13 protein-coding genes and 3 pseudogenes are annotated in these 26,147 nt (G+C 61.0%); 5 read left to right on the forward strand and 11 right to left on the reverse strand.

Annotation, left to right across the window (positions count from 1 at the left end; genetic code table 11):
• Nucleotides 1-1,168: 1,168 nt before the first annotated feature.
• The 5 genes from AB8Z38_RS34180 to AB8Z38_RS34200 form a co-directional block, all read right to left on the reverse strand.
• On the reverse strand, nucleotides 1,169-1,768 hold the full coding sequence (locus tag AB8Z38_RS34180) for a DsrE family protein (RefSeq protein ID WP_369721946.1): 600 nt from the start codon (nucleotides 1,766-1,768) through the stop codon (nucleotides 1,169-1,171).
• Nucleotides 1,769-1,804: 36 nt separating this feature from the next.
• Nucleotides 1,805-2,425, reverse strand: coding sequence for a hypothetical protein (locus AB8Z38_RS34185; protein ID WP_369721947.1), 621 nt, complete (start codon nucleotides 2,423-2,425; stop codon nucleotides 1,805-1,807).
• Nucleotides 2,422-3,465: a TAXI family TRAP transporter solute-binding subunit gene (locus AB8Z38_RS34190; protein ID WP_369721948.1), complete on the reverse strand. Its 1,044-nt coding sequence runs from the start codon at nucleotides 3,463-3,465 to the stop codon at nucleotides 2,422-2,424. Before AB8Z38_RS34190 ends, AB8Z38_RS34185 begins: the two co-directional genes overlap by 4 nt.
• 91 nt (nucleotides 3,466-3,556) lie before the next feature.
• Nucleotides 3,557-5,761 carry a hypothetical protein gene (locus AB8Z38_RS34195; RefSeq protein ID WP_369721949.1) on the reverse strand — a complete coding sequence of 735 codons (2,205 nt, stop codon included), beginning with the start codon at nucleotides 5,759-5,761 and terminating at the stop codon, nucleotides 3,557-3,559.
• Between the two features lie 408 nt (nucleotides 5,762-6,169).
• Nucleotides 6,170-6,391, reverse strand: coding sequence for a hypothetical protein (locus tag AB8Z38_RS34200; RefSeq protein WP_369721950.1), 222 nt, complete (start codon nucleotides 6,389-6,391; stop codon nucleotides 6,170-6,172).
• Nucleotides 6,392-7,090: 699 nt separating this feature from the next.
• Between AB8Z38_RS34200 and AB8Z38_RS34205 the strand changes: the two genes are divergently transcribed.
• On the forward strand, nucleotides 7,091-7,519 hold the full coding sequence (locus AB8Z38_RS34205; protein WP_369726676.1) for a VanZ family protein: 429 nt from the start codon (nucleotides 7,091-7,093) through the stop codon (nucleotides 7,517-7,519).
• A gap of 630 nt (nucleotides 7,520-8,149) precedes the next feature.
• Here the strand turns inward: AB8Z38_RS34205 and galE are convergent.
• Both galE and AB8Z38_RS34215 read right to left on the reverse strand, forming a co-directional pair.
• A pseudogene (galE, locus tag AB8Z38_RS34210) lies at nucleotides 8,150-9,208 on the reverse strand (UDP-glucose 4-epimerase GalE).
• Between the two features lie 74 nt (nucleotides 9,209-9,282).
• Nucleotides 9,283-10,665, reverse strand: a complete 1,383-nt coding sequence (locus AB8Z38_RS34215) for a polysaccharide biosynthesis/export family protein (protein WP_369721951.1) — start codon at nucleotides 10,663-10,665, stop codon at nucleotides 9,283-9,285.
• A gap of 668 nt (nucleotides 10,666-11,333) precedes the next feature.
• On the opposite strand from AB8Z38_RS34215, the pseudogene AB8Z38_RS34220 reads away from it, so the two are divergent.
• The 3 genes and pseudogenes from AB8Z38_RS34220 to AB8Z38_RS34230 form a co-directional block, all read left to right on the forward strand.
• A pseudogene (locus AB8Z38_RS34220) lies at nucleotides 11,334-11,957 on the forward strand (NAD(P)-binding domain-containing protein); the annotation flags it as partial.
• 290 nt (nucleotides 11,958-12,247) lie between these two features.
• Entirely contained in the window at nucleotides 12,248-12,607 is a 360-nt protein-coding gene (locus AB8Z38_RS34225; protein ID WP_369726804.1) for a hypothetical protein, read from the forward strand.
• 10 nt (nucleotides 12,608-12,617) lie between these two features.
• Nucleotides 12,618-13,955, forward strand: coding sequence for a hypothetical protein (locus AB8Z38_RS34230; protein WP_369721952.1), 1,338 nt, complete (start codon nucleotides 12,618-12,620; stop codon nucleotides 13,953-13,955).
• Nucleotides 13,956-14,025: 70 nt separating this feature from the next.
• Here AB8Z38_RS34230 and AB8Z38_RS34235 read toward each other — a convergent pair whose 3' ends face one another.
• From AB8Z38_RS34235 to AB8Z38_RS34250, 4 genes and pseudogenes are all read right to left on the reverse strand, one after another.
• A complete protein-coding gene (locus AB8Z38_RS34235) occupies nucleotides 14,026-15,450 on the reverse strand; it encodes an HlyD family type I secretion periplasmic adaptor subunit (protein WP_369721953.1) in 1,425 nt (474 codons plus the stop codon).
• Nucleotides 15,437-18,109, reverse strand: coding sequence for a type I secretion system permease/ATPase (locus tag AB8Z38_RS34240; protein WP_369721954.1), 2,673 nt, complete (start codon nucleotides 18,107-18,109; stop codon nucleotides 15,437-15,439). Before AB8Z38_RS34240 ends, AB8Z38_RS34235 begins: the two co-directional genes overlap by 14 nt.
• 110 nt (nucleotides 18,110-18,219) lie before the next feature.
• The gene (locus AB8Z38_RS34245) at nucleotides 18,220-22,068 is read right to left on the reverse strand and encodes a heparin lyase I family protein (RefSeq protein ID WP_369721955.1); all 3,849 of its coding nucleotides are present in this window, start codon (nucleotides 22,066-22,068) and stop codon (nucleotides 18,220-18,222) included.
• Nucleotides 22,069-22,630: 562 nt separating this feature from the next.
• Nucleotides 22,631-23,829, reverse strand: a pseudogene (locus tag AB8Z38_RS34250) (IS256 family transposase).
• A 548-nt stretch (nucleotides 23,830-24,377) separates the two neighbouring features.
• Between AB8Z38_RS34250 and ltrA the strand changes: the two are divergent.
• Entirely contained in the window at nucleotides 24,378-25,787 is a 1,410-nt protein-coding gene (gene ltrA / locus AB8Z38_RS34255; protein WP_369721956.1) for a group II intron reverse transcriptase/maturase, read from the forward strand.
• The last annotated feature ends 360 nt before the right edge of the window (nucleotides 25,788-26,147 follow it).

Here is a 26,147-nt window from a genome sequence, read left to right on the forward strand (position 1 = left end):
CCGTGCGCCGAGATCACCAGCGGCTCCAGTATTCGCGCAGCCGCAAGCGCCAAGGATGCTGGGGCCGTTGTACTCCGAATGGCTGGTGAATTGGCCCGGGTCGCTTGCGGGGCGGCGGCTTCGCCTGCGAATGCGTTTGCGACTCCGGGCTCTCGCTGCTGGACTTGAGAGACTAAAGGATCCGCGTCACCAGTCTATGTGGATCTCTCTCAGGCTGCACGCATAACGTCGTAAAGAATGAATTGAGTTTGATCGAGACTCCGAAAGCGAACGGAAGGTTCGGAGGCTTGGCAATCTTCAGCACGCAAAGGCGGTCAGCAAGCAATGCGCGCGCTCATTTGGGAGTAGTGGACTTGCTTTCCGGGACAGCACATACGCTGGACGCCTGGTCTTCGATTCAAGTTACTTTGGTTGAAAGGACAAAGCCTGTGAATGCTATCGATCCGAACGTCCAAACGCGTGCCGAACCACCGAATGAGACGGCGAACGCAGGCGCAAAGCGCGCGCTCGACAGGGCCTTTGCTGCGCGACGAAGGCCAAGCTGGAGGAAATCGGAATGAGTATGGAGATGATCAAGTGCCCGGAATCGGGTAGCGCCATTCCGAGAGGCATCGAGAGAGATCGCGATAACTTCCGCCGTCATTCGGTGAACGGGAGGTGCCAAGCGCCGACATCGGATCGACCGCACCGTCCGTGCCGATCACCGCGGTGGCGACTGTCTGCAGTTCGGTAGGTCTACGATGAACGCTGTCTCGCCGCCGCAGGGGTAGACAGGATGCTCGATCCGATGGCCCAATCGGACCCAGTACGGCGTCACGTTCAAGCTGAACGCTCCGCAGTTAGGGTGCAAGCAAAGCGAATCATTCCCCACTGAGATATCGACCTCAGATGAGCGGGGGGATTGTGGTTTCAGAGCGACAGTCGACCCATGTGCCGGTGTTCTGGCCCGTGCTCTACAGCAATCTTTTGAAATTGGTCCCGGAAAAAGCCGAGGACAGAGTGGCCCATCTGAGCGTTACCCGACCTGAATCTGCGGATAGAATAGGGACATGTTGCCGACAATGATCGCATAGCCACCGAAACGGATCTAGTCGCTTCGAAAAGACCGGCTCGCGCCCGCCAGGTTGATGTTTGCTTGGTTGGAAGATGCGTGCGCGATCCATCCGGCTCACGGCTTGACGTAGGTCCAGCCGATCTCCTGCAATTCCATCACGCGCACGACGCCCGACTTAACAACCTCCGCCTGCCGAATTATTGGTATGTCCTTGTTCTCGGTCTTGTGCATTTTCTCCTGCGTGTTGCCACAGGCCTTGAATGAAACCTCGGGCGTGCTCAGGGCCATCTCCTCGATGCGCGCCTTTACCGGCGACGTGTCTTCACGGAGCATGTGCAGGCCGGGCCCGAACGTAACCACTTCGATCTTCACTTTCTCGCCAACCTCCTTGTAATATTGCGCCACGTTGGCCGCGTTGTTGAGTGCGAGATTCATAGCAGCCGGGTCATTGGTATTCACCTGCAGGACCAGGTGATGGTCTCGCTTCTTCGTTACGGCCGGATCGTCCATACGGGCAAACGCGGACCGTTTTCGCGTCGTCGTGGTCTGCTTCGCTAAATGTTGCCTGGGATGGACCGTCCTATGCAGGACAGGTTGCCCGTCTGCGGGCGTCCAATAATTTCCGCCCTGTTCCGCGGCCGCAAACGATGTGGAAACCAGAATGGCAATCGCTCCCGTCGCGACCGCTGTGGCAATATGATGAAACTTGGTCACTATGCGCCTCCATCAAAGAAGATCATTTGCACGCCATCAATGATTCGGTGTCGCGATCGCGCGCGGCCATTTGCATGCTGCAGCCATTTTTGCGCGCGCCGCGTCCAGCCCAGCGAGAGAGAAGCTTCCGTCACGGGGAACCCGGCCTCCTGATGAGAGGAGGACAATAAGATCCCCGCTGTCCGGAAGGGTCTGCACCAAGCGGACGACATCCCCGGCAAACGCCACGCCAGGACCGAATGACGGCACGGCTGCTGCGACCTGCACTGCGGGATCATCATTGACGCGATAGGAAATCGCATCATGACCGCCTCCGCCGGAAATGTCGGGTCCGGCCAGGACCAGCTCCGTCCGGCCGCCGCGGCAGCGAATCGATAACTGCATCACAGAGTCGCCGGCCCCGCTGCGCGACGATGTCGTAGCCGTCGCGATTGGTGAGTAATCTATGGGGGAGGTCGTCTGGCTGACGATCCAGTCGTCTTCAGGTGCCTGGCGACGTTGAGGCGGAATGGTACGCGTCAATTTATTCAGACACTCCAAGCGTGCCGCGTGTTCCTCCTGAAGGCAGGAACGCAGCTGTGTCATGGGATCGTCGGCCAACGCAACGCCGTCTGTACCCCCGAGTGCGACAAGAAGGAGGATCGCTGCGCGCTTCATTTCGATGCTTGTGTTGTTCGGGGCTGACGATCCAGCCACGCTTGCGCCGCAGGGACGCGCGTGAGACCCGGGACCGTCGCGGCGAGGTTGATGGACTTCCACTTCGGATCGAAACCGGGCGCCTGCAATCTATCGATCCGGGAGAACAGGTGTTCGATGAAGCGTGCGACGCGCTCAGAGCGATTTGACTTGGCCGGCCAATTGAAAGCGACCAGAGCGGTCGGCACGGCGATGGTTGAAACCCGTTCACCTTGCTTGATCAGATTGGGATAGTCGGTCGCGTCGAGAGAGGCGGGAAGATAGTAATCCTCGAACTTGCTCTCGTACGGGACAGGCAGGAACTTGAAGCCCGGCTCCCACCGGCCCTTCACGAAGGCATCCACGGGTTTTGATGTAATGAAGACGACGGCTGCCATCTCGCCTTTGCGCATCTGCTCGAGTGCCACCTGGTGCGGAATGAACGTTTTTTCCACCTCGATATTGAGGCGGCTGAAGATCAGCGGTCCTGAATAGGCCGCTGCGGTGCCCTGGGTATTGAAGTTGACCTTCTTGCCGGCGAGGTCGTTCAAACTTCGAATTTCCGGTCGAACGAAGATCTGCAGCTCGGACGGGAACAGATTCAGGACATATGCAATTCGTCGCTGTATGTCCGGTACCTCGGTCTTGTATTCCTCGAGCACGTCGGAATTGATGATTGCCGCATCGATGCCGCGCAGATGGAGCAGGGAGTTCAGGTTCTCCGTGGCCCCGCGTGTCACGACCGGAAGAACATGCAGGTCGTCCCCATCGTCGACCACGCGCGCGATCTCTGAAGCCAGCCGGATCGGTGCGCCCTCGAGGAGACCCCCGGCCAAGCCAACAGTCCAGGCGTTCATGGAAAGAACTTCAGGCCTCTGCTGCGGTGGCTCGGGCCGTGTCAGACGAACCTTGTGAGGCCGACTATCCTGCGACCGCGCAGCTGCCCAAGGCTGAATGGGCAGGAGCAATGGTGCGAACGCGGCGAGTAAGAGCAGCCGACGCAATCCGATAAGCCTTTTCATCGACCAACTCCTCTAGACATGCTGCATTCGTGTCGGTGCTTTCGATCCTTTGACTGCGCATTGCTGACTTGGAACATCGTCCAAGACAGTGCTATCGACGCAGCGCGTCGAATCGCGCCTTCGCCCCCTTGATTCCTCCAGCTTCGGCCCGCGCGTAAAGAGTTCGCGCTTTATTGAGATCGCCTTGCGTTCCATACGTGCCAAAATTGGGAAGGATCAGCGGATCGTAGGTTTCCGCAAGCGCGAAGCTTGCTTGCGCGCTGCCCATCTCAACGGCGCGCTCCAGCACGATCCGCGCCGCGCCGATGTTTCCCTGTTCAAGCAGTACGTTCGCGCGCGCGATCAATTTCGCCGCTTGCACCCCTTCGTTAGCATTGACCGGAGCATCGCCCTGGCTGCGCGCCGCTGTGGCCTGGTCCTGGACCGGCTTGTCTTGGGCACCACGCTGGCTTTGGATTGGCCGTGCCGGCGCCGACAGCGGCTCCTCGCGCGCGGCCTTGCCAGTGGCAGCCAGCCCGGTGGCGGCCAGCGGAGACGCAGCGGGAGGGATTTTTGCCGAAGGCGCGGCTTTGTCTTGACGTGCTAATGCGAGATCCCGTTCCAGTCCCTCGGCCCGCTCGCGTTCACGCAGCAACAAGCTACGCAGTTCGGCCGACTCTCGCTCTCCGGCCTGCTTGACCCGTACGACCTCCGCGCTCGCGTTGGACGTGCGCTCGGTCTGCGCGTCGAGATCGCGGTTGGCTTTGGCAAGATCGCGGGCCAGCTGCTCGGCCCGCTCGCGATCGCGTTGCTGCGCCTGTCTCAACGAGGCGATATCACTCGCCTGCTGTTTGAGCTGTGCCGCTTCCTCGTTGGCTTTGGCCGCTTGAGCTTCGTATGCGTAGATCTTGGTGCGTGCCATCGAGAGATCCTGCGCCAGCGCATCGGCTCTCTCGCGCTCCTTCTGCATCGATCGTTGCTCCGCGGCGCCGGCTTTTGCTGTCTGCGTCAGCTTGGCGACCTCATCGCTCGCCTTTGCCGCTAGCGCCGTCTGGGTATCGATATCTCGCCGCGCGGCCGCCAGCGCCTGCTCCAGCTGTCCGGACCGGTCCCGCTCCTGTTGCAGGGATTTCTGCAACTCGCCAGCGCCGCTTTCCCCGGTCGCTTTCGGCGGGGATGCGTCCTCGCTGCCTTTCGCCAACCGTGCTGTTTGCGCCTGGTAGGCATAAATAGCGCTTCGCGAGAGGAAGAGATCCTGCGCAAGCGTGTCGGCCCTTTCCCGCTCCTTCTGTATCGATTGCTTCAAGTCCGCGGCACTGGCCTCCGCCGCCCGACTTCGCTGCGAAAGTTCCTCGTTTGCCTTTGCCGCCAACGCAGCCTGGGACTCGACGTTTTGCCGCGCGGCTGCAAGATCCTGCTCCAACCGCGCTGACCGCTCGCGCTCCTGTTGCACGGCCTTCCGCAGCTCCGCGGTGCCGCTCTCCCCCGCCTGTTTCAGCCGGGACGTTTCCTCGCCTGCTTTGGTCACCAGCGCAGTCTGGTTTTCCGCATCGGTTCGCGCGGCTGCGAGATCCTGTACCAACTGCGCTGTTCGCTCGCGCTCCTGTTCAAGAGCCTTCTGCAGCTCAGCGGCTTCGCTCTCTCGTGCCCGTTTCAGCCGGGACGTTTCCTCGCCTGCTTTCATCGCCAGCGCAGTCTGGGTTTCGGCATCGCGCCGCGCGGCTGCGAGATCCTGCTCCAGCAGCGCCGACCGCTTACGCTCCTCTTGCTGCGATGCCTGCAACTCACTCAGGCCACTTTCGCCCGCTTGATTCAGCCGGGAAGCGTCCTTCAATCGAGAAGCTTCCTCGACGGCCTTCGCTGCCAACGCTTTTTGAGTTTCGACCTCGCGCCGCGCGGCTTCGAGACTCTGCACCAGCCACTCGGCCCGATCGTGCTCCTGCTCGAGATGTTGCAGCAACCCGATGTCGCGCCTTGCAAGGGTAAGTTGGCAGGACAGTGACTCTGCCCAGTCGCGTTGCTGTTCGGGAGCCTGCTGCGGGGAGCCTGCATCGTTGTTCGTCGTTTGCGCAACCTCTATCGACTTGCCGCTGCCGCCTCGGCGCCGCAGTAACGTCTTGAACTCGCCAGAACTGAGATTGCGGGCATTCGCCGCCTGTTGCCCATTTGCGAGGTGCTGCGCCCGATCCGGGGAAGCCTCCGTTTCCGACGCCCATATCATAGCGAGCATGACCGCCGCTATCCGCAGGGGTCCATATCGTCCCCGCGTGAGGGAGATCTTCACCACCTCCTCGTTGAGCATGACTGTGCGAGCCATCCGCTTCACCTGTCGCGTGGCGATACGACTTCCTTATGCGTCATTATGCTCTCCACCTTTAGGCAAAACATATGGCTCGCATAGAGGACCCTCCGCACCACCTTTGGGTAGGCTACGGATTTGTATCCGCTCATCGAAACCGTGAACTGCTCAAAGTGTCTTCCGGCGTATTTCCCGATCTGACCTGATTGCCAACGAACGATGGCGGCCCGCCGTCGTCGCCAATGAGACGGTCCCCTGCGTGCTGAAGCCCGGGCTGTCCATTCCTCTGTCTTCACCAAGAACAGACCCACAAGCTCGCTTCTATTGCGCCCGAAAAAGGCTACGGGGCAAGCACTACAAGTTGGTACTCCGTTTGGCTGCAATAAACGGGCCGACAATTCTCATGAGCAGCCACAATCAACCGTACTAGAGAACTCGCTTTTTCCCATTGAAGAACGGCAGCAGCTTCTCGAAAATCTCATCCCGATGCCGGTCGATTTCCCGGTTGAGTGCGTCACTAAAGCCAGGCGCATGGTTATGGATCGTTTCCCGGTCCGCAGAGACTTTCGTCGGCGTTCCGTCCAGGTCTACCCAGCCGCTCAGAGCTTTGCCGTCCCATTCAATGGTTTGTGTGCGACTAATCGACAAGTTGGCCTCCGAGTAGCGAGTTCCTAGCGTCAGCGCATTGCCATCCCCCCGAGGCGAGCAGAAGCTATTGTTGCTAAGAGATGGTGCTTTAGAATAACTGCCATGGATGGGTACTCCCACTGCCGGTCAGCCGTACCAACGCTATTTGAAATATACCTCGAGCGTCCAATGATGTTTCGGACCTAACCGGTCGTGTGCCGATCCAGAGCAAGCGCGTCGAGACGTTGCAGGAGGCCACATCCAGATTGTGGCTCAGGGTCCGATCCCTTTGGGAGTACTCTCCCTTCGTCCACCTGCATCAATGAATTCTGCATGCAAGTGCGAGGAGGAGGTGGTAACTTTGACTTAGTGTTCGACGGTTAGATGGGAACTAAATTTGATCGAAGGGGTTTCCGCAGCAGGAGATTGGGATTGTCCCAGAGCAATCGGGCGCCGCTATCTAGATCAATGCCACGGCATACACGCACGCCCTACCGCAGTCCCCTAAGCTCAGCATGGAAACTGGCGGATCGATCTGGCTCAAGCTGGAGCGCTCCCGTCGACTGGCTCGTTCAAAGTTCGTGGCCTGGGTGCAGTACGAAGAGTATTTGCTGAAGGGTTGCGAGTATTCGTTTGTGGGGGAGGGAAGGTGCTCTTGAAATCGAGACTCAGAAATGGAGAGCCCCGGCTGGGGCAACCCGTCGAGGCGCTTTAGTGGTTATTGCCGCTCTTCTTCGGCTCGTCGCGTGGCTGCTCGCGGCCGCTGTCACTTTGGTAACGCTCGGACCTGAGGACGTTCGGCCTTATCCTGTTCTCGGACAGCAAGGCGATCATGCGCTCGCCTTCCTTCTGATCGGGATTTTCTTCGGTCTCGCCTATCCGCAGCGGCGCTGGACTGGTTCAGCTGTCGCCGTTGCCCTGATCGGCCTACTTGAGTTCATGCAATTATGGGTGCCGGGACGGCATGCGAGGTTTGAGGATTTTGTGGTCGATGCACTCTCGGTCTGCTTCGGCTTCGCTGGGTCCGCAGCTGCCAACTGGATGATGGCGCAACTTCGGCCAGGATCCCGGCGCGGTGCGGATCTGCAAACGGCGCGACTCCCTAAGGCCGGCGATACGTCGGCGGCAGTCGCCGACCAACGACGATGAAGCCGGGCGCGATCGTCTTGCGCCAAGTCTAACGATTTCGCAAGGCCAGGGCGGGTTACCCGCAGGTAAGGGATTGATCATCCAAAGCCAAGGCGTTCGGACCGCTTCTGCGGAGCAGCCGGATCTGGGCGCTCTCGAAGCCAAGGTGCCTTGGATGCGCGAGCCGGAAGTGGTTCGCAGTCGAATCGCATGCTAATTATTAGCTGAGCTGACCGCGAGGCGAACACGCAACGCTCAATCGAGCTCAGTGCATTGGTGCGCGGGCGCCCCGCCGCCGCCTGGGTCGCTGCCGCGGATCGCCAAGTTTGAGCTCGGCGACCAGCCGCCAGAGCTGAACCTCATGGCCGTCCGCCAGCCGCCCAGCCCGCTCGGTTGCCGACGCGTCGTCTGGGCAGTGAAGGTTGACCACGCTCCCCAACTGGCCGTGTTCGTCCAGAACGAATGCACGATAGTGTGGCATCGCAAATCCCCACGCGCCAGCATCTTAGCTGCTGCCCCCGCGTCCGGCGTGGAGATTCTGGGTATTTACGAGCTACCCCTGATGGGCGGTATGCCTGCCGCGATGGCCGCTGCTAACCCGCTCCTGCGCTCAGATCCTTCGCCCGATCGAATAGCTCGCGTACGCCGCTCTCAGCCGTGAGGGCGGAAATGTCTGGACAGCTTCCGGACTTTCGGAAGCTCGCTGCCATGGTAGCCGTCGGGATTCTGCAATTGCCAACGCCAATGGTCCGCACACATTTGCTGCAACGATCGGGTCGATTTCCAGCCCAACGCGTCGATCGCAAAGGTCGGGTCGGCATAGCAGACGGCGACATCGCCGGAACGGCGCTCCCTGATTTCATAGGGGATCGGCCGTCCGCTCACCGCCTCAAATGTGCGAACGACCTCCAGAACGCTGCTGCCATTACCCGTGCCAAGATTGACCGTGAGCACACCGGGCTGTTTCAGTTGACGCAAGGCACTCAAATGCCCGGACGCGAGATCGAGCACATGGATGAAGTCGCGGATTCCGGTGCCGTCAGGCGTGTCGTAGTCGCTTCCCCAGATCTGCAGCTTCTCCCCGCCGCCCAATCGCCACCTGCGCTACGAACGGCAGCAGATTGTTGGGAACGCCCAGGGGGATTCTCCGATGAGCCCGCTTTCGTGCGCACCAACCGGATTGAAGTACCGCAGATTGGCGATCCGCCAACTGTTGTCGGACCTGCAGAGATCCTTCAACATCTCTTCGATGACAAGCTTTGTGCGGCCGTACGGATTGGTCGGACCGAGCGGATGCTTCTCGTCGAGCGGCAGGTATTTCGGTGTTCCGTAAACGGTCGCGGACGAGCTGAAGACGAGCGTCTTCACATCCGCCCTCTTCATGGCCGAGACGAGCCGCATCGTTCCCAGGACGTTGTTGTCGTAATACGTCATGGGCCGGACATTGGAATCCCCGACGGCCTTCAGCCCTGCAAGGTGAATGACCGAGGTCACACCGCATGCACGAAGTAGGTCGTAGATCACCTCTTCATTCCGGATATCTGCGTGCCGAAAGACGAGCGAGCGTCCGCAGATCGATTGCACCCGTTCCAGCGAAGCCCTGTTGCTGTTGGAGAGATTGTCGACGACAATGACGTCGAGCCCAGCATCTAGCAACGCGACGCAGATATGCGACCCGATGTAACCAGCGCCTCCGGTCAACAATATCATTTCGGACACCTTCCGTGTGCGCAACTATGCGGCAAGACGCCGCAGCGTCCCGTTCGGGAATCGCGCCGGCCTTATCATCTCTGCCCGACGCGCAGCGAATCGCCGGTAGTCGCATCGGTCCGGCCTGCGTCTGATGGAACATTTGAACTGCTTAGCCTTCCAGGAGAGACGGCAGGACCATCCTGGTAGTGTAGGCTGACCTCGACGGCGTCACCCGGCTGCAGCTCGGTATCCTCGCTTGCGATGATTCGTTCCCGCTCCTTATTGCCCTTCCTTATAATGGCAATCTCCAGGTTGTTGCCGGCTCCTCGCACGAGTTGTGATCGCACCATTGCAACGTACTGAAGCTTCTCGCCGACGCTCTGCAGCTTCTCGCGAGTTTGATTGAGCCTTACGCTGGTATCTTGCAGCTCACGGAACAGGTCGAGCCTGCGCTGATCATCCAGCTTTGCCAGCTTTCTGACGAACTCGTCCTGCTGCTTTTTGACCTGCAGCAGTTGCGCAGAGGTTTGCAGCTTCCGTGTTGACGACAGCAGCACCGCGCGACGCGCGTCCGTAACGCGAGGGCTGATCAAGGAGCCCTTGCCGAAGAGCTCGGTCGTTTTCTGCAGGTCTTCGAGATCCGCCTGAAGTCCTTCGTCATCTTTCTTCTGCTGCTCTGACAACACGCGGACCTCGTCGTCTCCCTGTCGAATACCGTGCTGGAGATACGTTTTTTCCTGCTGATAATCACTCTGCTTGGTCTTGAGATATTCCTTTTCCGCATTAACGATTTCCGAAATCGCCGATCGAGCCAAGGGCGCGTCCATCAGAGCGCCGGGGCTGATCTGGGCTCCCTCTCCAAGTTCAGTCTTGATGCGCCACAAACGCGCCTGTTCTTTGGCCAGCTCTGTCCAAAGTGAACCATACTCGCTCCTCAGGTCTGCTGACTCGAGATAAGGGTTGTTCATTCTCATACGCATGATGTCGTAGCCGCCTGCAACGGCGACGAGCTGGCGTGCGGTGATAGACGGACGATAAGGGTACTCACCGGGCTTTGATACATCCCCATTTACGTATACGGGCTTGTACTCTGCGATGACCGTCGTGACCTCGTCTGCGTCGATCACGACGACCGCCTCACGGCCATCCGACGTCCTCTGTCGAAACGCCTTGCTTGCCAGTGCAGCGCCGATTTTGGCTTGGATCTGCGGTAGGGGCAAGCCGGCCACCGGAAGGGTTCCGACCAGTGGCAACGAAACATTTCCGTCCATTTGAACGGCAGCACGATGCCGCAGCTCCGGCACGCCCGCCACTGCAACCTCCAGCACATCTCCGATGTTTACCAGATATTCTGCCTTCGATGGAGTGACGAAAGTTGTCAAGCTAACAGCCACCAAGGCCCATTTGATGCAACGACGCAGGTCGCTGCTCGAGGCCTCGAGATGAAAGGTATTGCGCAGTCTGGAGTTCGGCATTGCGTCATTCCCCGTACGAGCTGGTCACCGAAGTGAAAGCCTTTCAAATTTGTTCGCGGAAGGCAGCGCGTCGATGACCGTCCGAATGACCGTCTAGTCGGGCGATCCGCAAGATAAGTTCTATGCTCTCATTTACGCCAAACCGCTCGGTGCTATTCTGTTCGACTGATCGGTCCTCATGCCCGTCGAAATTTATTGGAGCGGGCGCTTCGTTAGCTGCCCGAGTCTAATCCCGCGCCGTCGCGGCTCAATCGACCATCGTAGTTACCCACTTATTGCCGGTCCCATCCAGTCATTGCCAATTTCCATCCAGCGACCCGGACTGTATTGATTCCGTCCAAGTGGAGAGTGATCGGGTGGCTGACTGCTATGCGTTGCGCGTCCTTCACCAATTTGCCGGTGTCTAACAAGCTTCCGGCACATTCGGTCGCTTGGGGCAGCGCGACCGCCCGAGCGCGGGAAGGGGCAGATTGACTGTTCGATTTGAATTGGTAGCAGGTGCCGAGTTCCTGCCCGCAGCTTGTTCGGCCTGTTTCGCAACTCATCTGCATGGACCCGGGCCTACATGTGGGAGAATGCGATCGCAACTTCGCAGCTTCCGCACACGGTTTGCGCGGTCGCTACGTGCTCGTCTCATACTGCTCCAGAAATTACGATTGGGAGCGACCATGGCTAGTTTGTCGGATCTACCGGTAGCGATCGTTGGAGCAGGACCTTATGGCCTCTCCGTCGCGGCGCATTTGCGCTACTGTGGTGTGCCGTTTCGAATATTCGGTACGCCGATGCGTCGGTGGCGAGAGCAAATGCCGGTAGGCATGTTTCTGAAATCTGAAGAGCACGCGTCAAGCCTTGCCGATCCGTCCGGGCACTACACGCTACAGCAATTCTGCGCAGCAGCAGGATTGTCCCTCGCGAAGGCTCCTATTCCGCTCGACACATTCACCAGATACGCATTGTCATTTCAGCAGCGTCTCGTTCCCGTGGTGGAAGATGTATTGGTGACGGCGCTCGACAAGAGACCAGGCGGGTTTGACTTGAGGCTGGCTGACGGGGAAAGAGTCAGGGTTAAAAGTGTTGTTATCGCGACCGGCTTGTCACATGCGGAGTATATTCCCCAGGAACTGGCGCAGTTGCCCGGAGAGCTGCGATCGCACAGCAGTGTCCATCGCGACCTGAGCCACTTCAAAGATCGCGACGTTATTGTCATCGGTGCGGGACAGTCGGCTCTCGAGACTGCAGCTCTGTTGAACGAGGCGCAGGCAAAGGTGAGTCTACTCGTACGCGGGTCTTCGATTAGCTGGAATCAGATCCCCTCATCTGATGCTCGATCGCTCTGGCAACGAACGCGGCGGCCAGACTCCACGCTGGGAGCCGGGCTTCAAACGTGGTTCTGCGCAAATGCCCCCTTTATGTTCTACTACCTACCCCAAAGGGCGCGTCTCGACATGGTGCGAGGCAGCGCGCGGCGCGAAGCGTTGCTGGGTCCTGCTGGCGCGTGGTGGCTTCGGGAGCGGGTCCTCGGCCGTGTCCAGATCCTGTTGGCCCAATCTGTGTTAGGCGCGACGACGAGAGGGGGAGGGCAGTGCTCCACGTCAGTGGACAGAATGGAAGATCACCAGATCTCGCGGCCGACCATGTCATCGCTGCGACAGGCTATCGATTTGCCGCCAATTCGCTGCCGTTCGTCGATACGTCCTTGCTGCGCGAGCTGCGTTGCGTCGAGCAGGTTCCCCTGCTGTCTTCCAGCTTCGAGTCTTCAATCCCAGGTCTCTATTTCACCGGGCTCGCGAGCGCCTACAACTTTGGGCCGGTGATGCGTTTCCTGTGTGGGTGTCAGTACACGGCCGAGCGCATCTGCCGCAGTATAAGCGAAAGGCAAGCGCCATCCCGCTCGGCTTTGGCGACGACGCTGGTTTCCGAGCACAACCCGAACAGCTCATAAGACACCGCTCATGACCGCTCCTGTCCCCGTGCTTATCCTGAAGACCGGGAGCTACGCTATTCACCATGGGCAGCTTGGCATCATACGAAGCCTGGGAAGGTTGGGCATACCCGTATACACGGTTGCTGAGGATCACCTGACTCCGGCGGGCACTTCCAGATATCTGGCAGGAAAGTTTGTATGGCACGCGGGCGATCTGCCAACACCGCAGCTCCTTGAAGCGTTGGCGAAGATCGGCCAAAATCTCGACAGGCCCACAATCCTCATTCCCACAGATGATCTGGGGGCTATCCTGGTCGCCGAAGAATCCGCGACGCTGCGGCAGTGGTACGTATTTCCTGATATATCAGCCGGCTTGCCGCGAAAACTCGCGAACAAGCAGATGCTGTACGCGCTCTGCCGTCAAATAGGCGTGCCCTGCCCGAACACGCAGTGCCCCACGTCGATCTCAGATGTGCACGAATTTGCGGTATCCGCGAGATTCCCGATTGTTGTTAAGCCGGCAGCGGGATGGCTCCATCCGAAGCTAAGGGTGTCAATCGTTCACTCAGAACAAGAGCTTGTCGATGGCTGGCATCGAGCGGGGGGCTCGCAGAGTCCGAACTTGCTGCTTCAAGAATACATTCCTCCTGGAGCGGACTGGTTCTTCCACGGCTACTGCAACGGCGCGTCGGATTGCCTGGCTGGCTTCACGGGAATGAAACTACGATCCTATCCGCCACACGCTGGAATGACTACGTTGGGCAGGTCCACAACCAATGACGTTCTGCTCCATCATGCCCAGACTTTGCTCAAGGCGATATCCTATGCGGGCATAATGGATTTGGACTTTCGCTTCGACGAGCGAGATCGACAGTACAAGCTTCTGGATTTCAATCCGCGCATCGGTGCCCAGTTTCGCGTGTTCGTGGACGACAACGGTCTCGACGTTGCGAGAGCTCTCTACTGTGATCTCACCGGGCAGACTGTGCGACGCTCCAAACAGGTCGATGGGCGCGTTCTTATTGTAGAACCGGACGATCTGCGTGCAAGTGCGAACTACTTTTGGCGGGGCGAACTGTCGGCCTATGATTGGTTGCGTTCATTCAAGGGTCGGAAGGAGCTCGCTTGGCTCAACTGGGATGATCCTCTGCCTTGCCTGATGGTGTGGGCTCGTTTTGCGATCCGAGGCGTTGGCAAAATACTCCGAATCGGGCCGTTTGAGTACGCCACGCGCCGGTCGGCTGGTTCGGATCTGGAGCACAAACCGGATCAGGTGATCCCGCGTTCGCGCTACGGCTCGTGGTCGGGCTTGATCTCGGTCGTAGGTTCACTGCGGCATTATCTGGCGAGGCCGTGGTGGAATTAACGGGTGTGGAGCGTACTAGCTCGCTCGGAACGGCGCATTAGTCGCCCGCCATCCATGAAGCTAGCTTCCTCTACCGCTCCCGCAGCGCCTCCTGCTTGTATCTCGCCAGCGGTGAAAGAAGGTAGCTGATGATCCTGCGCGTGCCGGTTTTGACCTCGACCGTCACCGCCATGCCCGGGCCGAGCTTCACGAGCTTATCTTCCACTTGCATGTGCGTGCGGTCGAGTGAAACGCGCGCCGCATATTCCAGCTCCTGGCCCTTCGGCTCGCTGCTGCCTTGCGCCGTGCCCGACGCGCGGTCGTTCGATCCGCCCTGCCTGTCCCGGGTGATGGCGTCGGTCGACACGCTAAGCACGTCCCCATGCAGGAGGCCATAGCGCGTGAAGTTGAACGTATCGATCTTGATCTCCGCCTTCTGTCCAGGATGGACGAAGCCGATGTCGCGGTTGGAGAGCATGGCCTCTATCTCGAGCTGGCTCTCGCTTGGAACCACGATGGCCAGCGCCTGCGCCGGCGTCACCACGCCTCCCACCGTGTGAACGGCGAGCTGTTGCACGACGCCGTCGACCGGCGCAGTCAAATGCTGAAGCTTCGAGCGCCGCTCCGCCTTGACCACTTCCTGCGCAGCGCTCGCGGCCTTCTGCTCGGCTTTCGCAAGTGCGTCATAGGTCGCACGACGATACTCCGCGGCGGTTCTGTCCTTGGTTTCCTTCAGCAAGGCGATCGCTGCGTCGGCTTCGCGGAGCCGGCTCTGCTGGAGGACCAGATCCTGCTGAAGGCCGACCAGCTCCTGATACTCGGAGAGATAGACAACCTTCGAAGCCAAGGCCTTGTCGACGAGGGTCTTGCGAATGTCGACCCGCTCCTGAAGCACCGGTATCGTCGCCTGGAGCTTCGCCACGCTCGCCGACGTGGTGGCCCGCTCCGCTTCCTTCTGACCCTGCTGACGCTCGATCTCGGCGAGCTTGGCGCTCTGCTCGGCGCGCTGGCTGATCAGAAATTGGCGATGCATCTCGATCTCTGCAGCAGTTGCGCCCTGCGGTGACTTGAAGGCGGCAAGTGGATCGTCGGCGAGCGCCGCGCGCAGCCGCGCGACGTCGAGTTCGGCCGCAACGAGATCGCTTCTCTGGCGCTCCTGATCTGCCTCGGTCATCGTTGGGTCGAGCTCGATCAGAACGTCGCCGGCATTGACGGTCTGTCCGTCACGTACGTGAATGGCGCGGACAACGCCCGTCTCGAACGGCTGGATCAGCTTGGTACGCCCGCCAGGCACGATCTTGCCCGTCGCGGTGGCGACGATATCGACGCTGCCGAATGATGCCCACAACAGCGCGACGCAAAAGACTGCGATGATGCTCGCCCCGATCGCGCGACCGATCGGCGACGGCGGCGATTCGGTAATCTCGAGCGCCGCGGGCAGAAATGCAATTTCCTGCTCTCGGCGTCGAATCTCGGCTCTCGGAAACGTAACAATATTTCGGCTAGCGGACGTCATGGATACCGGCCTGTAGATAGTGGAGGTTCGCGTAGCGCCCATTCGAGCGGATCAGCTCATCATGGCTGCCGTCCTCGACGATGCGGCCATGCTCGAGTGTTACGATCCGGTTCGCATTGCGCACGGTCGAGAGCCGATGAGCGATGACGAACACAGTCCGGCCGGCGGCAATTCGTTTCATGTTCTGCTGGATGGCGCGCTCGCTTTCGTAATCAAGCGCGCTGGTGGCCTCGTCAAGGATAAGGATCCGGGGGTTAGTAATGAGTGCGCGGGCGATTGCGACACGCTGACGCTGCCCGCCGGATAAACTGCTGCCTCGTTCGCCCACGATGGTGTCATAGCCCTCCGGCAGCTCCAGAATGAAGTCGTGAGCGCCGGCGAGTGACGCCGCCTCGATGACGCGCTCCATGGGCATGGCCGGGTCGGCGAGCGCAATGTTCTCGCGAATCGAGCGATTGAACAGCACGTTCTCCTGCAAGACCACCCCGATCTGGCGCCGAAGCCAGGTTAGGTCGACCGTCGCGAGGTCAACGCCGTCGACCAGCACGCGCCCGCTCTCCGGCACATAGAGCCGCTGGATCAGCTTGCCGATGGTGCTCTTGCCCGAGCCCGATGAGCCCACGATACCGACGACCTGGCCGGGTTCGACGCCGAAGGACACGTCGTGCAGCACTTCGGGGCCGTCAGCGCGGTAGCGGAAGGTTACGTGCTCGAACACGACCTTGCCGCGGATCGGCGGTAGCGCGGCGCGGGCAGAACTAAAGCTTGGCTCGGGAATGGTGTTGAGAATATCGCCGAGACGATCGACCGACAGACGAGCCTGATGGAAATCCTGCCAGATCTGCGCGAGCCGAAGCACGGGCATGCTCACCCGCCCCGCCAGCATGTTGAACGCGACAAGCTCGCCGACGCTGAGGTCGCCGCCAATCACGAGCCTGGCGCCGAAGTAGAGCGTTGCGGCGGTGACCAGCTTGTTGATCATCTGGACCGCTTGGCTCGCCGTATTGTTCAGGCTGAGCACGCGGAAGCTCGCGCCCACGTAACCGGCGAGTTGCTCTTCCCAGCGGCGTTGCATCTGCGGCTCGACCGCCATCGCCTTCAGCGTCTCGACCCCCGTGACGCTCTCGACCAGGAAGGCCTGGTTCTCCGCGCCGCGATTGAACTTCTCATCGAGGCGCCGGCGAAACAGCGGCGCGGCGCCGACGGAAATTCCAATGTAGAACGGGAACGATGCCAAAACGATCAGCGTCAACGACGTCGAATAGTAGAACATTACCGCGAGGAAAACGGCAGTGAACAAGAGATCGACCGCGAGCGTGAGCGCCGAGCTCGTCAGGAACTGACGGATGTTCTCGAGCTCGCGAACGCGTGCGACCGAATCGCCGACGCGGCGTGTCTGGAAATATGCGATCGGCAACGCCATCAGGTGGCGAAACAGCCGGGCGCCGAGCTCGACGTCGATGCGGTTCGTCGTGTGTGCGAACAGATGGACGCGCAACGTGCCGAGAACGGTCTCGAACAAGGTCAACGCGACGAGGCCCGCGATCAGGACGTCGAGCGTGCTGATGCTTCGATGCACGAGCACCTTGTCGATGACGACCTGGAAGAACAGCGGGGCGACGAGGGCAAAGACCTGAAGGAAGAACGACGCAATCAGCACTTCGCCGAGGAGATGGCGATACTTGTGAACCGCACCGACAAACCAGCTGATATCGAACCGCCGAGAGGGATCCGTCAGAGCCGCACGCCGGGTCATCAGGATGATGTCGCCGTCCCAGATGGCTTCGAGTTCAGCCTGGGTCATGGATTCGGGACGGGGAGACAACGGGCGCTGAACCAGAAGCTTGTCGTCGATGACCTTACCCAGGATCAGGAAGCCGCCGTCGCGCAGCACGGCAATTGCCGGTAGCGGCGTGACGCCAAGCCTGTTCCAGCTCGACCGCTGTGCCCGGGCCTTGAGCCCGAACTCCCTGGTACAGCGCAGGATTTCGGTCACACCGACTCGCGCCGTGCCCATACGATGCCGAATCTGCTCCGGGTCGGCCGCAATACCATGGCAACGCAGCAAGATCGCCAAGGCGATGAGCCCCGACTCATCGCCACTCGCAGGCTCAGGATCCGCCTCCTGGACGGGTATATCGCGAGGATCGGCGGAGTATGCCTGCCTGAGGGCGTCACCGGCGCGGCGAATGAGGGCGTCACCGACGCGGCCAACCAGATCACGCCCATCCGCAATCAGACCGGTAAGGGTGTGATGCGCACGACCGGCGAGGCTCTGAGGTCCGCTCAGGATCAAGCGGCCGTCCCAAATTTCTTCAAATTCCGCACGCGGCATCAACTTCGGATGTGACGCGGTTGGATGCAGCACAAGCGCCGCATCGTCCTCGACCTTCCCGAGCAGCAGAAATCCGCCATCGCGCAGCGCTGCAATTCCGGGCAGGCTGATGTCTGCGAGCTGTTTCCAATGTGTCGTGCGCGAACCGACCTTCAGCCCGAAATAGCGGGCGCAGCGAAGCATTGCACGGATGCCAATTGCGCTCTCCCCGCAATGGTCGCGGAGTTGGTCGGGCTCGGCGCTCACGCCATGAAGGCGCAGGAACAGAGCTAGGGATCGAAGCCCGAGATCTGCGACCTGGGCATTTCCATTCTGGATCGCCATTTTTTTCTAAACCTTTCGCGGCTACCGACCGCGTCGAGATTCCTTCTCATGCATTCACAAACATTGACGATGAGGCACCAAGGCGTTGAGCCTGGGTGCCTCATCGGGCACTAATGCTGCGGTCGGGCCAGCAACGGTTCGCAACCCCCTCCGATCGCTTGCGATAGAGCCGCTACGACCTGACCGGGATCCACCTGGCCGGTGTGAGCGGCCAGATACTGGTTCAGCAGCGCAAAGCCCTGGCTTGCGAAGGACGCCGTGCCGTTCGCAACCGGATGATCTGCCACAGCGATCGACTGCGGCGCGGTCGTTGCCAGGGTGCTGGTGGCCGGGTCCACATGTTGCTGAAGCAGCGTAAAGCCTTGGCTTGCCAAGGAGGCCGTGTTTGCAGCGGTCGTTTGCTGATGACCTGCATGGTCGATCGTCCGCGGCGCCGTCGGGGCCGCGGCCGTCGTTGTGGCAGCAGGATGTTGATCCGTCGCGGTGTGGTGGTGGTGGTGGTGCGACGACGTTGTGGTCGTGACGGGTGCGGGGCGGGGATCCGTCACGGTGATGGCCTGCGGCGAAGCCGTCGAAACCGCACCGGTTGACGGATCCTTCGCACTTGCCGTCAGCGCAAGTGTCGCAACCGGATGGCCGCCGCCACGATAGTACGAGTGCAGTTCCAGTCCGCTGTCGACCTGCGCAGCCGTCAACGTGATGTTCTGCCCCCTGAACGTGTGACCATCGCGCTTGTCGGTGATCGTCTCGTAGCTCGGGAGACCTGTGATGTTTACCGTCACCCGATCGTTGTGGTCGGACGTTGTCACCCTGGTTCCCAAGCCGACCTTGCCGCCTCCGCCGGTCACCGAGAGCGTGTGATCCGCGACAGTGAGGACAGGCGTGGTCACGTACGATGCCGGATCAGTCACGGTGATGGTCTGGGGCGCGGCTCTCTTTACGGCGCCGGTGACCGGGTCCTTCGCGTTTGCGGTCAGCGTGAGTTTTGCGCCCGGATGACCCTTGCCACTGTAGTGCGAGTGCAGTTCCAGTCCGCTGTCGACCTGCGCAGCCGTCAACGTGATGTTCTGCCCCCTGAACGTGTGACCATCGCGCTTGTCGGTGATCGTCTCGTAGCTCGGGAGACCTGTGATGTTTACCGTCACCCGATCGTTGTGGTCGGTCGTTGTCACCCTGGTTCCCAAGCCGACCTTGCCGCCTCCGCCGGTCACCGAGAGCGTGTGATCCGCGACAGTGAGGACAGGCGTGGTCACGTACGATGCCGGATCAGTCACGGTGATGGTCTGTGGCGCGGCTTTCTTTACGGCGCCGGTGACCGGGTCCTTCGCGTTTGCGGTCAGCGTGAGTTTTGCGCCCGGATGACCCTTGCCACTGTAGTGCGAGTGCAGGATCAGTCCGCTGTCGACCTGCGCAGCCGTCAAGGTGATGTTCTGCCCCCTGAACGTGTGACCATCGCGCTTGTCGGTGATCGTCTCGTAGCTCGGGAGACCTGTGATGTTTACCGTCACCCGATCGTTGTGGTCGGTCGTTGTCACCCTGGTTCCCAAGCCGACCTTGCCGCCTCCGCCGGTCACCGAGAGCGTGTGATCCGCGACAGTGAGGACAGGCGTGGTCACGTACGATGCCGGATCAGTCACGGTGATGGTCTGTGGCGCGGCTTTCTTTACGGCGCCGGTGACCGGGTCCTTCGCGTTTGCGGTCAGCGTGAGTTTTGCGCCCGGATGACCCTTGCCACTGTAGTGCGAGTGCAGTTCCAGTCCGCTGTCGACCTGCGCAGCCGTCAACGTGATGTTCTGCCCCCTGAACGTGTGACCATCGCGCTTGTCGGTGATCGTCTCGTAGCTCGGGAGACCTGTGATGTTTACCGTCACCCGATCGTTGTGGTCGGTCGTTGTCACCTTGGTCCCCAGGTCGACAGTACCGCCTTTCCCGGCTACCGAGAGCGAGTGATCCGCGATGTTCAGTACAGGCTTGGTCGCGGTCGGCGTCGACGGCGTCGTTGTGGTCGTGGCCGGTCGAGGATCCGTCACGGCGATGGTCTGCGGCGAGGCCGTCGAAACCGCACCAGAGGTCGGGTCCTTCGCACTTGCAGTCAGCGTGAGCGTTGCGACCGGATGACTGTTGCCCTTGTAGTTCGATTGCAACGTCAATCCGCTGTCGACCTGTGCAGCCGTCAGGGTAATGTTCTTTCCACTGAAAGTACGACCATCGAGCTTGTCGGTGATCCTCTCATAGTTTGGCAGCCCAGCGATGTTCACGGTCACGACGTCGTTGGTGTCGGTTGTCGTCACCGTGGTCCCCAAGTCGACAGTACCGCCTTTCCCGGCCACCGAGAGCGAGTTATCCGCGATCGTCAGGACAGGCTTGGTCGCCGTCGATCCAGGCGGAGTCGAGGTCGCAGTCGAACCAGTCGAGGTCGAGCCAGTCGAGGTCGAGCCAGTCGATGTCGATCCGCTCGAGGTAGGGTCGATCTGGAGACCGGAGAACGTCTTCACCGCGCCTGATAGGTTCGCGGCGACGCCGCCCGCGTCCCTGATGCTCGCACCGCTCGGAAGGTTCACTCCCGTGATGGCGAGCGCCGAGGTGCTGGTGTTGGTCGACGCGACGGTCGTTTTGAAGGTGAGCGTGCCCGTGCCCGAGCCGCCCACATAGCTAGCCGTTCCGCCGTCATTGAGTGATAGCGTCGGCGTACCCGACACCGTCACCGCTTCATTGAAGCCTAGTGTCAGCGTGATCGCATCAGCGACGTGCTCGGTGCCAGTGCCCGGAGAGGCTGAGGCCCGCGTCACCGCCGGCAAGACTGGATCGATCTGAAATCCGGTGAACGTCTTCACCGCGCCCGACAGGTTCGCCGAGACACCGGAAGCATCCTTGATGCTCGAACCGCTGGGAAGATTGACGCCGGTGATGGCGAGTGCCGAGGTGTTGGTGTCGGTCGCCGCGACAGTCGTTTTGAAGGTGAGCGTGCTCGTGCCTGAACCGCCCACATAGGTGGCCTTGCCGCCGTCGTTGAGCGTGAGCGTGGGCGTGCCCGTCACCGTCACGGCCTCGTTGAAGGCGAGCGACAGGGTGATGGTATCGCCGGCATGCTCGATGCCGGTTCCCGGAGAAGCGGAGGCCTGCGTCACTGCCGGCGTGACCGTTGGGCTGGTGGGCGTGGTGGGTTGTGTCGGTGCCGTGGCGCCCGCACCCGTCCAACCGGCCGCCTGCGACCCGGTGACCAGCGTCATGTTGCGATAATCGACGGCGGCTGTCTCGGTCGCCCTCGAGCGATAGACGCCGTATTCCCAATAGGTGCCCTGCCCATAGCCCAACGGACCCTGGTAGTTCACAACCTGCTTGCCGTTGATCGAGACCTGCAGGTACCCGCCGCCGCTGTTGGAAAAATTGGCTTGGACCTTGATGTCGTTGTAGACACCGGTCTGGATCGGATTCGGGTCGGTCCAGAGCGTGAGCATATGGAGAGCGGATGAGGAATTGCTGGGATTCCCACCGGGCTGAACATAGCGGGCGACAATTTGCAGATGGTCGCCGTCCATCTGGAACGCGAACGGCGGTGAGGTCCCCACACCGCTCGCAATGTCGTCATTGTGCATTTGACCGACGACAAAAAAACCGTTGTTGTGGTTTTGAGTGTTTACAAATGACCCATTGGGCCCATTGGCCTCCACCATGAACTGATAGTCCATGCCAATCGGAGTACCGGCCGGAATCACTGCACCCCAGCTGGTCTTGACACTCGTCGTGTCATTTTGCATTTCGGAGCGATCAACGCCAGAGCCGTCACCACCTCCTGCCCAATTGTCGCCCTGCTGGACCTGGAACCGGAGCGTCTGCGAGTCTGGGTTGGTGATATTGTAGCTCTTACCCGCCGTCTCGACCTCGTAAACGTCGCTTCCGACGTCAAGCAGGCTTCCGGGCGTGGTTTTGAAATTCGTGATTGTGCCAGTCGTACTCAATTTCGAGCCTCCATTGACAAGGAAATTCCACTGCCGCGCACGCGATGGCGCGCGACATACCGCGTGCTCGCAAGCGCTTCGCATTGCGAGCCGACATAACAGCAGTGGGATTTGAAGCGCCCCCCGACTGCTCGGCCGGTGGGTTAATGAGCGAGTATGGCGAAAAAATAAACGAGTAAGGCGAAAACGCGAAACTTCAAATGCGGCTCGCTTGTGGCACTTACCACATGTCCCTGCAACTACAGCCGAATTCGGTAACGCCGCCTCGGGGGCAGCAACCTAAGTATCCACTAATATACCGACGTATGACGTATCCGCTCGCCGTCGATCTGGTGTTCTCGGTCTGAGCATCTCGCCGGCGATGCTGGTAAAACTTACGGATTGTACTCGTCGCGGGCCGCCGGGCGAGGCTTTTCGTGCTCGCCAGGGCAATCCGCAAGCGATCGTCAAGCCGGTGAGGCGCCGATCGCGGGCCTGGTCTCGATGAGCGTGTAGGATCGTGTCCCGTGGCGTGGTGTAGCTGGCGGTGGATCACCGCGTTCGCCGGCGAGAGCCGGGCTGGTCAGCTGGCGATAGCCGTGAGGCTGACACTCGGATCATCGCTCAACGGCGCGATTGTTTCCAGCGTCATGTAACGGGCGCGCTGGACGGCCCATTCATCGTTCTGTTCGAGCAGGATCGCGCCGATGAGGCGAACGATGGCGTCCTCGTTGGGAAGATGCCGACCACCTCGGTGCGCCGCTTGATCTCGCCGTTGAGGCGCTCGATCGGGTTGGTCGAGTGCAGCTTGGTCCGGTGCTGCGGCGGGAACGTCATGTAGGCCAGCACGTCGGTCTCGGCTTCGTCCAGGAAGCCGGCAAGCTTCGGCAGCTTTGGCCGGAGCTGGTCGGCGACCTTGCGCCACTGGGTTCGCGCGGGCTCGGCATCGTCCTGTGCGAATGCTGTGGCAATGAAGGCAGAGACGACGCGCCGGCCGCTCTTACCGGCATGCGCCAACGCGTTGCGCATGAAGTGGACGCGGCAGCGCTGCCAGCTGGCGTTGAGCACCTTGGCGACGGTGGCCTTGATGCCTTCGTGGGCATCGGAGACGACCAGCTTGACGCCGCGCAGGCCGCGGCGGGCGAGCTTGCGCAAGAACGCCGTCCAGAACGTCTCGGCCTCGGAGGGGCCAATATCCATGCCCAGAACCTCGCGCCGGCCGTCACTGTTGACGCCGACCGCAACAATCACCGCGACCGAGACGATGCGGCCATCCTGGCGCACCTTCACGTAGGTGGCGTCGATCCACAGATACGGCCAGTCGCCCTCGATCGGACGGGCGAGGAACGCCTTCACCTTGTCGTCGATCTCGCCGCACAGCCGGCTGACCTGGCTCTTGGAGATGCCGGTCATGCCCATCGCCTGCACCAGATCGTCCACCGAGCGGGTCGAGACGCCCTGCACGTAGGCTTCCTGCACCACGGCCGTGAGCGCCTTCTCGGCCATCCGGCGCGGCTCCAAAAAGCCCGGGAAGTAGGAGCCCTTGCGCAGCTTGGGAATGCGTAGTTCGACCGCGCCGGCACGGGTCTCCCAGGTCCGGTCGCGGTAGCCGTTGCGCTGGGCCAGACGCTCGGGGCTCTTCTCGCCGTAGGCTGCCCCGGTCTGGCCTTCGACTTCCAGCTCCATCAGCCTTTGGGCGGCAAAGCCGATCATCTCGCGCAACAGATCGGCGTCAGGGGTCTTCTCCACGAGCGTGCGCAGGTCCATCATATCATCGGTCATCGGTGGTTCCTCGGTTGCGTTGGCGTGTCGCAACCCGATCCTACCGGAGAACTGCCGGTGACCACCGCAAAGCCGCCCGCCCGCTACGGCGCTATTTGGAGGCGCGCGTCCGGGCGGCTTTGCTCTACCGAGCTACACCACTACCGGGGAGTACGTCATGCCAAGCTGATGAATGCTTGTGGGTGCAAGTCCCATCCGGCCAAAGCCGAAGCAGGCAGACCGGGACCGAGTCTTGCGGGCGTCGCGGCAACGCGGGGTTCGAAGTGTAGACAGGAGCCATGCGGGGTGCGGGAATGAGCCTCGAAAGGTGGATGTTCGCGGAGGCCGAGTGTGTTCCCTAAACACGAAGGCAGCATGAGCATCGTCGTTATGCGAGACGATGCCGCTCCGTCGGGGTCGATGGCCGGATCACGCATGGAAGGTAATCATCGGAACATGAGAGGCCCGACCGGGTCCGTTGGATTGGTCTCCAACGGGGGGCAGCGGCAAGGCAGTGCCAGAGCCGCGGTCCGAGCTGAGGTCGGGAGTCGGACTGGTCCATAGTACCTGTGAAGTCGTCGAAGGAAACGAGACGCATGGAGGGAAGGGGTCAGCCCGAGGGGAGCCCGCGCGAGAAGGCCAGGGTCCGGACACAGAGCCGGGTTGCCTTGCCGCCGAACCTCGAACGGGTGAACACGGCAGCCAAGCAGGCTGCTCAAACCCGGTTCACGGCCTTGCTGCACCACGTCAACGAGGACGCTCTGCGTCGGGCGTTTCGACGACAAAAGCGGCAGGCCAGCGCGGGGGTCGACGGGATAACGGTGGCGAAGTACGAAGAGAGGCTCACGGATAACCTCCGGGAGCTCTGCGGACGCGTCCACACGGGTCGCTACCGGCCACAGCCGGTGCGACGAGTCTACATCCCCAAAGCCGATGGCGGTAAGCGGCCTCTCGGTGTGCCGGCGCTAGAGGACAAGATTGTCCAAAGCGCGGTAGCCGAGGTGCTGAGCTCCGTCTACGAGGTCGACTTCCTCGGGTTCTCCTACGGCTTCCGGCCGGGGCGGAATCCTCATATGGCGCTTGACGCCTTGCACACGGCGATCATGAGCCAGCGCGTCAACTGGGTGCTCGATGCCGACATACGCAACTTCTTCGACTCGGTCGACCACGAGTGGCTGCTGCGGATGGTGGCGCACAGGATCGCCGATCCTCGCATATTGCGGCTCATAGAGCTGTGGCTGCGGGCCGGCATTCTTGAGAGCGGCGAGAAGCAAGAAACGGACAGGGGTACCCCGCAGGGGGCGGGCATCAGTCCGCTCCTCGCCAACATCTTTCTGCACTACATCCTCGATCTCTGGGTCCACCAATGGCGCCGTCGCCGCGCACGCGGTCGCGTTGTGGCCGTTCGCTATGCGGACGACTTCGTCATGGGCTTCGAGAGCAAGGTGGATGCGCAGGAGATGCTCTTGGCCCTCAAGGCGCGGCTGGCCAGCTTTGGCCTGATGCTTCATGAGGGCAAGACGCGGTTGATCGAGTTCGGTCGATTTGCGGCCCTCTCGCGTCAGCGGCGCGGCGAGCGGCGACCCGAGACCTTCGCCTTCCTCGGCTTCACCCACTACTGCGGGCGGACCCGGGACGGCCGGTTTATCGTGAAGCACAAGACGGAAGGGAAACGCCTGACGCGTAAGCTGACGGCGTTGCGCCAGGAAGCCTGGCGGTTCATGCACGCGCCACTGGCCATGCAACACGAATGGCTCACCGCCGTTCTGCGTGGACACTACGGCTACTATGGCAGACCGCACAACTATCCGGCGCTCAACGGCTTCTACCGGGAGGTGCGTCGGACCTGGCGGCGCTGTCTGAGACGGCGTAGTCAGAAAAGCCGGCGCATGGGCTGGCCGGAGTTCGAGACCCTGACGGCTCGCTTCCGTCTGCCCGTTCCACGCATCACTCGCACTTGGGCGCAGGCGCGGATATGACGCGGGTTACCCTCGGGAAGAGCCGGGTGCGGGAAAGCCGCCTGCCCGGATCTGTGAGGGCGAAAGCCAAATGGCTGAGCTACTCGACCACGACCAGCGTGTAGCGCCGTCCTGTTAGGAAAGGTTTGTCACGCGACGGGGAGGCGAGCCGATCTCTCAACGGCTGCGGCATGCCATGGTCTGCATGGAGCGACCGGCGCCCCGGACCGTTCTCACAATCTGAACCTTGGCATAGAGGTTCCCATCAAATCGCGGAGTTGGTCGCGCCCGGCCCGAGCCACGACGTTGACCGTCCTATTTCGGCATGCTTCCGCTTCGCCGGTCTTCGCCGGTGCGTACGTATTTCGCTCCACGACGCGA

This window comes from Bradyrhizobium sp. LLZ17, from assembly GCF_041200145.1.
Classification (GTDB): domain Bacteria; phylum Pseudomonadota; class Alphaproteobacteria; order Rhizobiales; family Xanthobacteraceae; genus Bradyrhizobium.

Bases quoted from the DNA above. Each gene is read 5' to 3' on its own strand.
- AB8Z38_RS34185 (WP_369721947.1), bottom strand. From the start codon at position 2,425: ATGAAGCGCGCAGCGATCCTCCTTCTTGTCGCACTCGGGGGTACAGAC.
- AB8Z38_RS34190 (WP_369721948.1), bottom strand. From the start codon at position 3,465: ATGAAAAGGCTTATCGGATTGCGTCGGCTGCTCTTACTCGCCGCGTTC.
- AB8Z38_RS34195 (WP_369721949.1), bottom strand. From the start codon at position 5,761: ATGGCTCGCACAGTCATGCTCAACGAGGAGGTGGTGAAGATCTCCCTC.
- AB8Z38_RS34215 (WP_369721951.1), bottom strand. From the start codon at position 10,665: ATGCCGAACTCCAGACTGCGCAATACCTTTCATCTCGAGGCCTCGAGC.
- AB8Z38_RS34230 (WP_369721952.1), top strand. From the start codon at position 12,618: ATGACCGCTCCTGTCCCCGTGCTTATCCTGAAGACCGGGAGCTACGCT.
- AB8Z38_RS34235 (WP_369721953.1), bottom strand. From the start codon at position 15,450: ATGACGTCCGCTAGCCGAAATATTGTTACGTTTCCGAGAGCCGAGATT.
- AB8Z38_RS34240 (WP_369721954.1), bottom strand. From the start codon at position 18,109: ATGGCGATCCAGAATGGAAATGCCCAGGTCGCAGATCTCGGGCTTCGA.